Below are 14,040 nucleotides of genomic sequence, written 5' to 3' on the forward strand. Positions count from 1 at the left end.
GTTTCAGAACAGTCGGCGCCTGATTTGGACGTAGTCCGTTGTGTCGACGTCACCATCGCCATCGAAATCGAATTGGGGATTAAACCCAAGGTCAGATTGTTCGAAGCCTAGCGTGGCGACGAACTTATCGAGGTCAATCTTGTTGACATCCCGATCGCCGTTGACGTCTCCGAAGAGCCGGAAAAAGTGATCTGTGTTATCGATTTCGCCGGCTTCGGTGCCAAAGTAAACATTCGCCGGCATTGGGTAACTTTCTTCGGTGATCGAAATGACCGAGTTCGCTTGGATCCGCAGTTCATAGAACCCATCGACCCACGCGAGTTCCCCGGTCCCACTCCCACCTACGGACGGAAATGTCAGTTCGACTTCGGTTTTTCCGTCGACTTCATCACTATCAACGGTGGGGTAGGGAAAGAACTGTGTTTGATTGGATACCAAGCGAACTTGAAAGGCGCGGTTGAGCGGCTCGTCGGCAACCAATTGATTGAATCGTACGCGAATCGATTCGATTTGGCTGCGGGCGATCGAGCCATCGTTGATCATGATTTCTTCGACGGCGAGATCCGTCGCCAAGCCGGAGACGGCAAACTGATAAAGCGACTCGCTGGGGTCATCATTGTCGATGACGATCGTCGCGTGATGACGCCCACCGTTGGTCGGATTAAACGCGATCGACAGTGTCGCAGTTTCACCGGGGGCGACGGTGTTGGTAGATAGATTCTCAACCGCGTAGGCAACCGCATCGGCACCTTCGATCGAAATTCCGTTGAGGTGCAGGTCAGTGATGCCTGCGTTTTCAATGACGAATGATTGAACCACCGGTTCGCCATCGACAGTGATCAGTCCATAGTCGGTGCCGTCTTCGATCGATGCGGTGGAATCCCCAGCAAGGATCGCCGCACCGTTAATACCTAGGACATTGATCTCTGGTCCGGCAAAGTCATCGTTGGTAATTGATCCGCGCAAACTGGGGTTGAGGATCGGTCCTCCGGTACTCCCCGTTACCGTGAGGTTAAACGTTTCATCAGGCTCGATGGACGAATCTCCTGCAATTTCAAAATGGACCATCGCGGTTGACTCTCCTGCGGCAAACTGAACCGTGCCCGACGGAAAAGTTCCGCCAAAGTCATCGATGTCGGCTGGGTCTGATCCAACGTCGGGGCTGATGATCCAGTCCACATTCATCGGCTTGTCCAGGAAGCCGGTTCGCGTGATCTCCATCGACGCCGTGGTCGTCCCCTCATCGCCTTCGGTAAAGGCAGTAGGCAAGAACGTGGCCGCCGCCGGCAATGGGATCGACATCGGCGTCCACGAGGCAAATTCGGCTTCGTCAAATCGCTGAATCTGAATCCATTCGGTTCCATCGAGCGTGTATTCCAAGATCGCATCTTCACCGTTTTCGGTCGCGTTCAATCCGGGAGCGTTGTAGCTGGCAAAGATGATGTCGAAATCAAGACTTGATCCCAGTGGTGGCGAGGCAGGGACGGTCGTTGCCGAGCGTTCGACGGTTCCGGAAAAGACCAGGGCATTGCCATCGGTATCCGGGAAGATTGCTGATTCACTTGCGGAGACGATCGAATCCCAGACTTGCTGATCGATGTTGGGGTCGAAATCGTCACCGACCGAAGTGCCGGGGATGGCAAAGTTATCGATCGCAAAATGGTCGAGATTTCCGCCGCTAAATTCGACCTGACGGATACGAAACTTTGCGCTCGAAGTGAAATCGATGGTCGACTCATCGTTTCGGATGATTCCAGAAGCCGACGAAGTCTGGTAAGGGATCAAGTAGTTCTCGCCGGCGGCGACCTCCAGTTCGATCGAGTACGTTTCGTCTGCTTCGTCGACGAGGTCACCGTGAAGGTTGATTTCCAACACCGCCGTCGTTTGGTCAACTCCAAAAACAATCGTTCCGCTGGCAGGGGACGCAAAGTCATCTTCCTGCGCGGATTCTTGGGTCGGCGTTGAGCCGCTCAGTACTCGTTGCCACGCGATGGTTTGGGCGATATCGGTTCGACCTTCGCGAAGGATCGTAAACTGATGGGATTGCTCCGATCCCGGGTCGCCTTCGCGGGTGGACGTGTCAGTCGCGAAGATCGAAAACTGGCTTTGTGATTCCCGGACGTCAATGTCGACATACCGATTGGAGACGGCGTAGGCTCCGGGGTCACTGATCATGACACGAAACGTCTCGGTGTTCTCGACTTCGTAGTCGTCCACGAGCGGAATCGTCAAAATGCCCGATCCATTGGTGACGGTCACTGTTTGGGTTGTCGCGATGGCGAAATCGCTATTTTCGGTCGAATCAGGGGCGGGGTGACTGGGCCGGCTTTGTCGCGTCGGCATGATTTCAACGGTGAATGAACCGCTGCCCCCATCACTGGTCGACAACTCAATCGTCGCCGATTGGCCTTCGGTGTACGTCGAAGAGCCCGCCGAGATGGCGACCGTTGGGCTACCGGGGTCGACGATCGTCCCATGCAAACGGTACTGCCCTAGGCTTCCGTAGTCGCTGTAACCCAGCGGTCCGGAAACGGTGTACGGCGCGGGGCTTGGTTCGATGAGTTGATCGAGAACGGGATCGTAGGTCGAGTCGCGTGGTCCACCATCAAGCTTGACGAAGTACTCACCGGCATCCAAGGTCAGCGTCCCGAACGACGCCGAAAGTTGTGATTGGGGATTGGCGTCGGTGATGAATTGCCCGGTCGAATCAAATAGGCCCGCCCAAACATCGAGGTTGGGTTTGTAACCTGTGACGTCGACGTCCAGGGTAACATCACCGCCGCCGGTCTGGAAACGAAGCCAATCGATATCGTCGTTGGTCTCGATAATCCCAAACGCTTCGATCGAAGTGGTGTTCCGTTCTAAAACGGTCGACGCATCGGTCCGAATGTCGGCATGGTCATCGGAGATGAAGGGGAAATTGCTGCTTCCGGTGATGATGGCTAAGTCGTCTTCGCCGGGAAGTGTCGCGTTGTAGTAATCACCATGACTCCATTGCGTTGTGAGCTTTGAAAACGGCGCGCCCATGATCGGTCCCCAACTCGTATCGCCCGATCCGTGTCCTCGGTAATACGTGTTGGAGCCATTGCCGTCGTGATGCAGACCCAGTTGGTGACCGACTTCGTGACTCACCGTTTCGCTGCCCGCATTTAGTCCGCCGTTGTAGACGAAGGCCGGCTCGTCTTGAAGGTCATCGAAGGATCCTAGGTAGGCATGACCGCCACAACTGCAATCGGCGAACGTGTCCTTGGTCATCACGACACGCGACCCCCAGCGAGTATCGCCCGGGCCGTTGTATCGAAGGTCATCCAAGTCGACCGGTTCTTCGGTCGTAATGTTCACATCAAACGGTGCAAAGTCTTCGGCGACGACCTGCCAAATCTCTTGGATCAATTCCAAGCGGTTGTTGGAAAAGTCACCGCCCGTGCCGCCCCAGTAGTTCGGGTGAATGATCTCGGAGAATCCGTAGGCGGAATTCCAAGACGTCCCCGTCGTGACATGGCCATCAAAGTCCAGGTAGATGGTGAAGTTTGAATCAGGACGGCTATTCAAGGAGAACGTTTGATCGAGCGCAAACGGGGCGGCACCGCTGGGCGAATTGTCATCTGCGACGCTGGCGGGTAAGCCTTCGAGGATCGGGGGGGCTTCTTCGGAGGTGCCATCGATCAATGGCGCGATCGCTTGGATCGGCGGCACCGGTTGGTCGGGCCGGCGAGGCCCATAGAACATTTCGATCAATCGTGGATCGGTCTCGAATTCGGCTGCGAACAAGTCTGCTGCCAATAGACGACGTGACTCAAGCGATTCGATACAAATTCGACGAACGCGACTGCGGACAGGACGACTGCAGACAGGGCGACTGAACTTCATGAGCTGGAAAAGATAAGATGTGCGCAGCGCTCGGCGATCATTCGATGGCCGATGTCGCCGGAATTCGCTTGGAGCGATGGACAGCGTTTTCGAAAAAATAGCGAACGCTGATCGCGAACCAAGACGGTGATGATGACTTCCCTGTTAGACAGCAGTGATCTCATTCAGCTGCAATGCGTCAGCTCAATGTAACTGAAAACAACGCGCCGTTGAAACAAGACTGTCGGATTAAATGCGAGCCCTCCGGCCGATCGGGTGGTAAGGCTATCGACCACCGGGTATCGATTCGCCACAATCATCGAAGCAGCTGGCGTATGCACGCTCGTTCTTCGTCTCGTTCGGTTGGTCCCGCCGAGACCCCGAAGGCTTCAGGTTGCCGAAAGCTAAGTGGCTTATGCTACGGCGCGATCCCATGAACACACTGGCCCGTCAAAACACCGGCCCTTCAACACACTGGGTTCGTCGCGATCAGCAACGTTTCGCTAGCTAGAATAGCCCCACTGCCGGATGGTTTCTCAGAAACCTTCGTCCTTCCCTTTCATCAAGACTTCATCGGTTCTGGAATGTCGTTATCCGTCGCGTTGATCGGTGCCACAGGGTACACCGGTTTGGAAGTTGCCAAGCTCTTAAGCGTCCATCCGCAGGCGCGATTGACCATCGCCACCGCCCGGGCGGATGCCGGCCAACCGATCGCATCGGTTCACCCCTCGTTGGTCGGTCGCGTCGATCTGGTGCTGGAGGAACTCGACGCAGACAAAATCGCGTCCCGGTGTGACGTGGCGATGTGTTGTTTGCCCCACGGTGCGTCAGCCGAAACCGTTCGAGGTCTTTGTGCGGCCGGTGTTCGGGTGATCGATTTCAGTGCCGACTTTCGATTGTCGTCGCTCGACGTCTATGAACACTGGTATAAGGTGAAGCACCCATGGCCGGAGCGGGTGGGCCAAACCGTTTATGGATTGCCCGAGTTCTTTGCCGATGAAATCGCCAAGGCTGACTTGGTGGCGAATCCCGGGTGCTACCCGACGAGTGCGATTCTTCCCTTGGCCCCGCTGGCTAAGGCTGGCTTGATCGAAACGGATGACATCATCGTCGATAGTAAAAGCGGGGTCAGTGGTGCCGGGCGAGGGCTAAAGCTAGGCACATTGTATTGTGAAACGAACGAATCGATCGCGGCGTATGCCGTCGGAAGTCACCGTCATGGCCCCGAAATCGACGACTTGGTTGGACGGATCGGCGGCATCGATCCGCAAGTCATCTTCACTCCTCATTTAACACCGATGTCGCGAGGGATTTTGTCGACGATCTACGTTCGCCCAAAAAGCGATGACGTAGTAGGTGCGGTCAAGCAGGTCACACAATGTTGGCGCGATTGTTACGGCGAACAACCATTCGTCAATGTCGTCGATCATCTACCGGCGACCGCACACGTTGCCGGGACGAACTATGTTCAAATGGCGGCGCGAGCTTCGGGAAAACGAGTCGTCCTCTTGTCGGCGATCGATAATCTGGCCAAGGGAGCAAGCGGTGCGGCGATCCAAAACATGAACGTGATGTTTGGAATCGATCAGCAAGTCGGCCTGAACTGATAATTTGATGCAAAACTCCGATCCGTCATCGCGCTTCGAATCCAACGACGAAGACCCGTCCGCAAACGCACCGCACGAAATTCCGTCGAACCCGTATGATCCGCCAGCGTTTAAGCCATCCCCGGTAGGAGCGTCGCAGTCCGAGGGGCTGGAATTCTCGGGACCGCCCTCGGGGACCGTTGACCAATCGGTTGAACATCATTCCAGCGGACAGGATCGTTCTCCGCTGCCCCCGCCGGTCAATGGCAATCCGATCGCGCTGCAAGTTCATGATTTTCGCACGCAGGCACCGGGCTTGTACCGAATCATCGCGTTTCTGTGGAATGCGATTGGCATGCCGGCCGTTTCATTGTTGGTTTTCTTTGGCGCCAGCTTCGTCGCAATTGTGATCGCGGCGATGGTCGTTCACGGCGAGTTCCATCCGCGTATGCTGGGCAACGCCGAAGTGATGGCCAAGGTCACGCAGTCACGTGTTGGCTTTTTGATACTGGTCTTGGCTCCGCAATTGGCGTTGGTGTCGACCGCGATTGTGCTTCCGCTACTGTCACCCGATGGGTTCCGCCGCCGCCTTTCGCTGGTCCGTGGTCATTGGCCGCTGTGGGCCTGGACGGCGGCCGCAATGACGACGCCGTTGATCGGTTGGATATCATCGATCGTAGTGGGGACACTGATGGGCGAAAGTGAGAATATGAAAATGATGACTGACGTGTTCCGCGGACACGGCGAGTCAGGGTTTCTAATCCCCCTTGCGCTGATGATCGGTGCGACGCCGGCCCTGTGCGAAGAATTAGTTTTTCGTGGCTACATCCAAACGCGACTTAATACCGTGGTCGGACCGTTCTTTGGGATCGCGATCGCTTCGGTCTTATTCGCCGTGTTCCATTGGGACTTGGTGCACGTGATCGCCGTATTGCCACTAGGGTTTTATCTTGGCGTGATCGCATGGCGAAGCGGATCGTTGTTCCCCGCAATGCTGGCCCACTTCGTCAATAACTCGATCAGTGTCTTTGCCGTGGTGATGGCGCCGGAACAAGAGGGCGACCTTCCTTCGGTCAAGCTGGTCGCATTTTTTGGGACCGCGCTCTTATTGGCGTTGGCCAGTTCGATTGTCACGGCGATCGCGTTGTGGCGGCTCCCGATGCCGGTGTCACAGGCGATCGAAACACACGACGAAACTCAAGACATCGTCGTGTCATCCTAAGTCGGTGAAATCGTGGCGTTGCGATAGCCGCAGGCGATCGATCGGCCGATGCCTTTCGACTGATTTAACGATGAATCTGAATGCTGCAACGACGCTTTGTTCCAGTTCGATCTGTGGAGTTGTCGTGTCATATTCGTCACGGTTGAGCCGCGACAGCCGGGGGCAATCGCTGATCGCCGAGCCCAAAGATCTGGTCTAGACGCAGCGCTGGCGGCGGATTCGAAGGCTACACGAGTACGGGTGAATGGCAGCGTTTCACCATCGTGACTTCGTTGCCGGATTCGTTGTAGCTCAGTTCGTCGGCGAAGCTCTTCATCAATACAAGTCCTTGGCCGGTCTCGGTTGTGAACAGATCGGCGCTCACGGTGCGTGGCACCTTGTCGGTGTCGAATCCGGGGCCTTCGTCGCGGATCACGATTCGAATTTCGTCTTTCGAAGCGGACGCGTGGACATAGACCTTGCGATCCTTGTAGGGCTCTTCGCTTCGTCGGCGTTCGATCAGATCCGTCGATGCGTCTTCGTAAATCAGTGCGTGGTGGGCCGGGGTGACCGAGCGACCGAGTTGCAGGTTGCCTCGGAACATGGCGTTGACCAATGCGTGCTCGATCGCAACACCGAGTCGATTCATGTCCGCGCCGCTGATCAATTCCATCCCAGCGACGACTTGCATCAATAAACCGACCAGCGGTGAGATCAACTCGGCGTCGTTTTCCATCTCAAACTCGAACACGTTCTTTTTCAGCGTCGAGATCAGTTTGGTAAAACTTGCGTCGGTGCGAATCACGCCCAACACATCAACGATCGTGTTATTGAGCAGCGATTGCAGGTCGCTTTTTGGGACGTAGCCGGCGGCGCCTTTTTGCAGGGCTTGCGACGCCAATTCTTCACTGCCGCGGGCGGTCACCAGGATCGCCGGGATGTGCGGATAGTCCGTCCGCATGACTTCGACCAGTTCCAGTCCGTTGACTTCCGGCATTTCCAGATCGGTCACGACGATGTCCGGAACGTCCTCGGCAAGGACGTCCAGGGCAAGTTTCCCATTCATCGCATGCTTGACCTCGTGACATCCCTCTTCGAGCAACATTCGCATCTCGATCGCTTGGGTCGGACTGTCTTCGACCAGTAAAACTTTTGCCATGATCAGGGAGTTTGGTCAGAGAAATCGGTCAGCGGAATCAATCGGCGAGATCGCCTGTGGGAGGAATCACGGGACGGCATTCGCAGGTGTTCACCCTTGATGGTACACGTTTCATCACCACCGATGGCGAACGGAGGGCTCTCTCGCATTATTGGCGATCGGAGGTCAGAGGGGTTCGCAAAACTTCACAAAAACACTGAACCGTGTTGGTTCGGTCGGCCAGCATTTCGGGCCGTCACCGTCAAAGCCAGCCTATTCGGAGCGAAAAGCTCAACCCGACGGGGGAGCAAAACCGTCGCGATGACTGCAAAGGAATTTGCCCTATTGATCATGACACGAGTTCTCCAGATGGGCTATGGAGACAAAGGATTGTCTGTCGACTATACTGGAGTGCCGCTGTTGGTGTCCGGATCCCCTTTGCGAAGGTCCCCAGCCTTCACAACTTGGTCGCCAGCAAGCGTCCCCGCCTAAACTACCCACCCCATTCGCCTTCGACAGCCTTTCGAACGCAGTGCACGCGCCATGAGTCGGCGTGACTTCTGCGACGGCGATCCGAGACTTGTGCTTCTCGGTGATTTTGACATTTTGACGTTCCTACTCGTGGGACCGTCGATGCGTCTTGGCTGCCAATCGTGCGACACCCCTCATATTCCTGCCGAATCGCCATGTCTTCAACCAAGCAAACGGGCCGACGGAAAAAGGGTTCGCCCCCAAGCCGCGGCTTCATTCACGCTGTCCAAGCCCTGGCCGCCGCCGTTGTGGTTCCGGTGCTCGGGTTTTCGCTGTCCTCCTTCTTTTTCGGGGCCGATCCCCGGATCGACGAGAACGTGTTGCTGCACACGGTGTCGCCGCAGGACCTGAATGTCACCGTGATCGAACGCGGGAATCTGCAAAGTCAGAACAACCGCGAGATCAATTGCATGGTCGAAGACGTTCAGCGCGACGGCATCAACGGTACGCCGATCCTGTGGATTGTTCCCAACGGTAGCCGGGTTAAAAAGGGCGACCTGCTCGTCGAACTTGAATCTGCGCCGATGCGCGAAGAACTCGATCAGCAGATCCTTGATACCGAAGAAGCTCGCTCGACCCAGATTCAAGCCGAGGCGAACTTCAAGAACCAAATCGTTCAAAACGAGACCAGCAAAGCCGAAGCGGAACTACAAGTTCAGCTCGCTAAGCTGGAGCTGAAAATGTTCACCGATGACGAGAGCGGAACACACAAGCTGGCGGTCGAGGAAATCAAGCGAACGATCGACGAAGTCAACAATCAGATTCTCGAAGCCCAGGCGACCTTGGAATTGCGTCGTGACGATCGTCGCGGGATCGACTCGTTGTACAAACTTGGTTATGCCAACCGCAACGAATTGCGAAAGAGCGAACTCGCGTACCTGCAAGCCGAAGGAAAGTACGCCGCCCAGCTCAACAAGTTAGAAACCACGCTGGCGACGCTGCGAAAGAAAGAAAACTACGAGCAGGAAATGGAACTGTTGCGATTGCGAGGCAAACTCGCGACCGCCGAGCAGGGCCTTGAGCGAACGCTGCGAAACAATGAAGCTAAACTGGCTCAGGTTCAAGCGATCTTGCGTGCCCGAACAGAGTCACTGAAGAAGGAAGAAGAGCGTCTCGAGCGTTATCAGGAGCAATTGGCAGCCTGCAAAATTTACGCTCCCGAGGATGGCATGGTTGCTTACGCTTCCTCGCGTAACGACGAGATCCGCGAAGGCGCCCCGGCTCGCTATCGTCAACACCTGATGTCGCTCCCGTCGCTGCGACAAATGCAGGTTCAAACGGCGGTGCACGAATCGGATTTGGATCAGATCAACATCGGAATGAAGGTCCGCATTACCGTCGATGCCTTTCCCGAAATGGAATACATGGGCACCGTCCAGTCGATCGCCGTTTTGCCAGATCAAAACGGTTGGCTAAGCAGTGGGACGAAGGTCTACACGACGATTGTGACGATCGACGACGAAGTTGAACAATTGAAACCAGGGATGACGGCCGTGACCGAAATCATGGTCGATTCGATCAAGGAAACCGTTGCCGTGCCGATTCAGGCGGTGATCGAACGAGACGATCAAACGGTCGTTTTGGTGCGTCAAAACAATCGACTGAGTATTCGCAACGTCGAAGTCGGCCGCGAAACCGATTCTCTGGTTCAAATCGCCGATGGCTTGGCCACCGGCGAACAAATTGCGTTGAACCCACGAGAGTTCGTCGATGAACTGTTGGGCGAAGGCTGATCCGATTTGTCGGTCAACTGTCATTCGTTCCCAGATCCACATTAGCTTTTAACCTGGCGACTCCGTTCATGTGGTGGGCCACCCTGAAACTTGCTGTTCGTAACTTGCTGTTGCATAAGATGCGCAGCTCGTTGACCCTTCTGGGGACGATCCTCGGGGTCGCTTCGGTAATTGCGATGTTGTCGATCGGCGAAGGTAGTAAGCAGGACGCGTTGGATCGCATCCGCCAGCTTGGCGCTGGCAACGTCATCGTCCGTTCGATGAAACCCGCCTTGGAAAACGATTCCAGTCAATCCGCTGCCAGCCAAGGCGTGGTGTCAACGCGATCTTACAAGGTCAACGCATACGGACTGACCTATGGCGATTTGCGGGCGCTAAACGATTTGCCCACCGGTGAAACCATTGTTCCGGTGATGATGAAACGTCGAGACATTTCGAACGGTCGACGCCGAATCAGCCAGTGTCGTGTCGTCGCGACCACGCCTGAATTGGCAGACGTTCGTGAAATTGATGTCGCCCGAGGCCGATTTTTGCAATCACGCGATCTGGAATCGATGTCCAACGTTGCCGTCCTGACCGAAGGCGCTGCCGTTGCATTGTTCGGGTTTAATGATCCCCTTGGCAAACCGGTTTTGATCGGTGGGATCGCCTTTCGCACCGTCGGGATCCTCAAGCAGCGCGACAGCGGCCGGGCCCGGGCCGGTGAGAGTGAAGGCGGCGACGCGAACAAGGACATCTTTATTCCGCTGGATACCGGACGCGCACGATTCGGGTACTTCACCCGAGAAGGTTCCCGTGGTAGCCGAGAGTTCGATCGCGTCGAGCTGAGCGAAATCACGTTAGCGGTCGCCGATGCCGAAGATAAAGAGGCAGCAACACGCGTCGTACCGACGGCAAATATGATTCGTGGTTTGTTGGAAAAGAGCCATGCCGGTAAAGAAGACTACCAGGTCCTCGTGCCACTAGAATTGATGGCCCAAGCAGAACACGAAAAGCGGATTTGGAATTTGGTCCTTGGGGCGATCGCCGGCATCTCGCTGCTTGTCGGTGGGATCGGGATCATGAACATCATGCTGGCCACCGTGACCGAGCGGACGCGCGAGATCGGAATCCGTCGCGCCATCGGTGCAAAACGCCGCGACATCATTCGTCAGTTCTTGTTGGAAACGACTGTCCTCTCGGCAGCCGGCGGCGTGTTGGGCGTCATGCTCGGCGTTTCGATTCCGATCGCAGTCACAATGATGGCCGGGATGAAAACGGTGACCAGTATCGGCGCGATCTTATTGGCCTTTGGGATTTCGGTTGCGACGGGAATTATCTTCGGCGTTTACCCGGCCTATAAAGCAGCCGCGATGAACCCGATTGAAGCATTGCGAAAGCAGTAGCAATCACAGCAGCGGCCGGTCTGAGCCCTTTTGCTTTGAGATCAGCCACATGGCTTTAGCCACGGTTGCGTTGCGATATCTCTAATGACGAACCCCCATCGGTTCATGGCGCACACTCATGGTCTTCGATTGAAGCTCGGCGTTTACCGTCGATCCCGCAATCACCTTGACTGAATCACAGCGCCGCACTCATTGTCATTCCCCAGACTTAGATCCGGCAAAGCCACGTAGTGTCTTCAGCCGCTGGTCAATTTCACCGAACCGCCGAATCCACTCAGACGGGTAGAGCGGGTAGTAGGCGTAAACATTGTTGACATCGGTATCCCGTCGGATGTAGGCGATCGTCTCATAGCCAACGGCGGTTTCGGCGAACGTAAACCAATCGCCTTGCCGGGTTTGTTCCAGAGTCCCCATGGTGAGATGATCGACCGCCCGCTGGGCTCGGACACGTTCAATCACCAGCCAAGGAAGTGTCGGCGGGTTTGGGTAGCCGCCCCAGAAACCACTTCGTGATTCTTGGTACGATCGCCAATGACGGATCAATGAATTCTGTCGTGATTGCTGCACAGTTTGATCGCTGGGCAGATTCACAAGTCGCTGACGAATTTCCACATTGACGCCCGATTGGTTCACCATCATTTGAAGGGCCAGCGTGCTCAACCAATCGGCATGCTCGGCCACATACAACAGTTCGTTGAACGACGATTGCCCTTCGATCGCTTGGTCGCGAACAACACGTGACCACTTTTGCAGCACATCGATCACCGCCAATTGGTCGTCAAACAACGTGGTATCCGGATGACCGATTCTCGAGATCCAAAACTGCTGTCCTTGATAGGAGCTGTGCTGCGGATCGATGAAAATCTCACTTAACCTTAGCAGCGAAATGTGTTCGCCGATATTGTCCTCATCGGCAAGTTCTTTGCTGAGGATCCAATCGAGTTCATCACCCAAAGGAATCGTAACCGGCGTCGAAAGACGAAGGCGTTGGTTCCCGGCGCCGGGGCGAATCGCAATCGGATCGCGATCGCTAGTGGGCAATTCCATCGCAAACATGTCTTGTCGCCAGGTCGATGTATTCGGAAGCATCGTCGACCAACGTATCGCCAGAACGACCAAGACCGGAAAAAGCAGTGCGGCGGCAATGTATTTAACTGATGTAAGTACGTAATGTTTGGTGTAGGCCTTTCGTTGCGTCCAAAGATTTGTCAATCGATAAGACGCGACGAATAGAATCGCAGCAGAGATCAACAGCACGCCGACTGCCCAGGGATAGAACCCGAAGACCGCCAAGACCAGAAACATGCCGGAAAAGTGCACCGCAACCGGACCCGCAAAGAAACTTAGCAACGGACGTGTCGTTGCCTGAGAAAACAAGACAGCCATCGCGTATGCCGCCAAACCACCGGCATAGATCGACAGGATCATCGCGGTCTCTTGAGCGAGATTAACCGTGATCAAGAATGGGCTGATCGCGATCAACAAGATCAGATGGATCAACACAAACGACGGCAGCAATCGAGTAACCCAGACGAGCCTTGGCGAAATACCGCGATCAAAAAAGAACGCACTCCGCCCACGAATCGAGTCGCTGTAGAATGTCAGTCCGGCGATGGCAAAACCAACGATGGCGAGCAGAATGTATCCTAACGCTCGGCTGTTTTGGTCTGCGTGGACTAGGACACCGGCGGCGATGCTGATCACGACCGCCAGAAGATAGTACCACGCATTTGGCCGGAAGCTTTGCCACAGTAATGCATGAAAGGGGCTGGGACGCCGGCCTGCCAATGCCGCTCCCAACTTGTATCCCGTCGACATCGGAGGTTGATAGGCGCTGCGAATCCGATTGGCTTTCGATAGTGCACTCCAATCACGTTCCGGGCCGGTCAACCGTTGCCGTGAAGCCAAGGTTGTTAATCCGGTAAGGGCGAGGAGAACCAAGCAAGCGATCGCGACGAACCAAAACAACGCGTCAGCGGAGAAGGGCATCGGCCGGGCGGCACCTGACCACCAGACGAACAGACCGAAGAACGCCCACAGGGCAGCCCCGAACATCGGTGCCGATGCGATCAAGCCAACGATAGCAGACCGAAAGTATGTCGCCGTGAACAAGCTGCACAATAATGCCGCAATACTGAGACCGATGGTTCCTAGCGCAGCCGGGAACGGACCGTCGACTTGTTGCTTGCTATTGGTGATATCGAAAAGAATCTCTTTTTGATGGATCCCAAATGTCACGAACAATAGCAGGGTTCCGATCAGCCAGGACCACATCAAGCAACCAAACGAGACCAAAAATTTGCTGGCGATAATCGGTTTCCAATTGGCCGGCAACGTGCGTAACCAAGCCAACGAGCCGCTGTCTTCTTCGCTACCGATCAAAAGTGCCGGGGCACCGAACGCGACCAAAAATGGGACGAACGACCAGATCGCGGTCGCTCCGCCGAGCGTATCAGATCGGCCCAAGGGGACGAGGTGACTGATCAATTCTAGTAGGATGAAAAATCCCAACGTCGACAGTGGGGCCGCAATCGCCAACGACCGTAGCAAACGGTAGTCTTTCCAAAGCAATCGCGTGAAGATTTGCACGTTCATCGTGACAACCTATGAGATCGAA

Annotated in this window: 7 protein-coding genes; 4 read left to right on the plus strand and 3 right to left on the minus strand. The window is 55.5% G+C overall.

What is annotated here, in order from left to right; all coding sequences use genetic code 11:
* Positions 1-3 precede the first annotated feature (3 nt).
* A complete protein-coding gene (locus FYC48_RS05530; protein WP_149495588.1) occupies positions 4-3,870 on the minus strand; it encodes a choice-of-anchor D domain-containing protein in 3,867 nt (1,288 codons plus the stop codon).
* A 563-nt stretch (positions 3,871-4,433) separates the two neighbouring features.
* Here FYC48_RS05530 and argC point away from each other — a divergent pair.
* On the plus strand, positions 4,434-5,456 hold the full coding sequence (gene argC / locus FYC48_RS05535) for an N-acetyl-gamma-glutamyl-phosphate reductase (protein ID WP_149495589.1): 1,023 nt from the start codon (positions 4,434-4,436) through the stop codon (positions 5,454-5,456).
* A 7-nt stretch (positions 5,457-5,463) separates the two neighbouring features.
* A complete protein-coding gene (locus FYC48_RS05540) occupies positions 5,464-6,657 on the plus strand; it encodes a type II CAAX endopeptidase family protein (protein ID WP_149495590.1) in 1,194 nt (397 codons plus the stop codon).
* 226 nt (positions 6,658-6,883) lie between these two features.
* Here the strand turns inward: FYC48_RS05540 and FYC48_RS05545 are convergent, their stop codons facing one another.
* Positions 6,884-7,795, minus strand: coding sequence for an ATP-binding response regulator (locus tag FYC48_RS05545; RefSeq protein WP_149495591.1), 912 nt, complete (start codon positions 7,793-7,795; stop codon positions 6,884-6,886).
* 665 nt (positions 7,796-8,460) lie between these two features.
* Here FYC48_RS05545 and FYC48_RS05550 point away from each other — a divergent pair.
* Together FYC48_RS05550 and FYC48_RS05555 are read left to right on the plus strand one after the other, a co-directional pair.
* On the plus strand, positions 8,461-10,038 hold the full coding sequence (locus FYC48_RS05550; protein WP_149495592.1) for an efflux RND transporter periplasmic adaptor subunit: 1,578 nt from the start codon (positions 8,461-8,463) through the stop codon (positions 10,036-10,038).
* 119 nt (positions 10,039-10,157) lie between these two features.
* Complete coding sequence (locus FYC48_RS05555; RefSeq protein ID WP_160149340.1) at positions 10,158-11,423, plus strand: ABC transporter permease; 1,266 nt, start codon at positions 10,158-10,160, stop codon at positions 11,421-11,423.
* Between the two features lie 195 nt (positions 11,424-11,618).
* Here the strand turns inward: FYC48_RS05555 and FYC48_RS05560 are convergent, their stop codons facing one another.
* On the minus strand, positions 11,619-14,018 hold the full coding sequence (locus FYC48_RS05560; RefSeq protein ID WP_149495594.1) for an ABC-2 transporter permease: 2,400 nt from the start codon (positions 14,016-14,018) through the stop codon (positions 11,619-11,621).
* Positions 14,019-14,040: the final 22 nt, after the last annotated feature.

The organism is Roseiconus lacunae (assembly GCF_008312935.1).
Classification (GTDB): domain Bacteria; phylum Planctomycetota; class Planctomycetia; order Pirellulales; family Pirellulaceae; genus Stieleria; species Stieleria lacunae.

Coding starts and splice junctions, on each gene's coding strand:
- FYC48_RS05530 (WP_149495588.1), bottom strand. CDS start 3,870: ATGAAGTTCAGTCGCCCTGTCTGCAGTCGTCCTGTCCGCAGTCGCGTT.
- argC (WP_149495589.1), top strand. CDS start 4,434: ATGTCGTTATCCGTCGCGTTGATCGGTGCCACAGGGTACACCGGTTTG.
- FYC48_RS05540 (WP_149495590.1), top strand. CDS start 5,464: ATGCAAAACTCCGATCCGTCATCGCGCTTCGAATCCAACGACGAAGAC.
- FYC48_RS05545 (WP_149495591.1), bottom strand. CDS start 7,795: ATGGCAAAAGTTTTACTGGTCGAAGACAGTCCGACCCAAGCGATCGAG.
- FYC48_RS05550 (WP_149495592.1), top strand. CDS start 8,461: ATGTCTTCAACCAAGCAAACGGGCCGACGGAAAAAGGGTTCGCCCCCA.
- FYC48_RS05555 (WP_160149340.1), top strand. CDS start 10,158: ATGCGCAGCTCGTTGACCCTTCTGGGGACGATCCTCGGGGTCGCTTCG.
- FYC48_RS05560 (WP_149495594.1), bottom strand. CDS start 14,018: ATGAACGTGCAAATCTTCACGCGATTGCTTTGGAAAGACTACCGTTTG.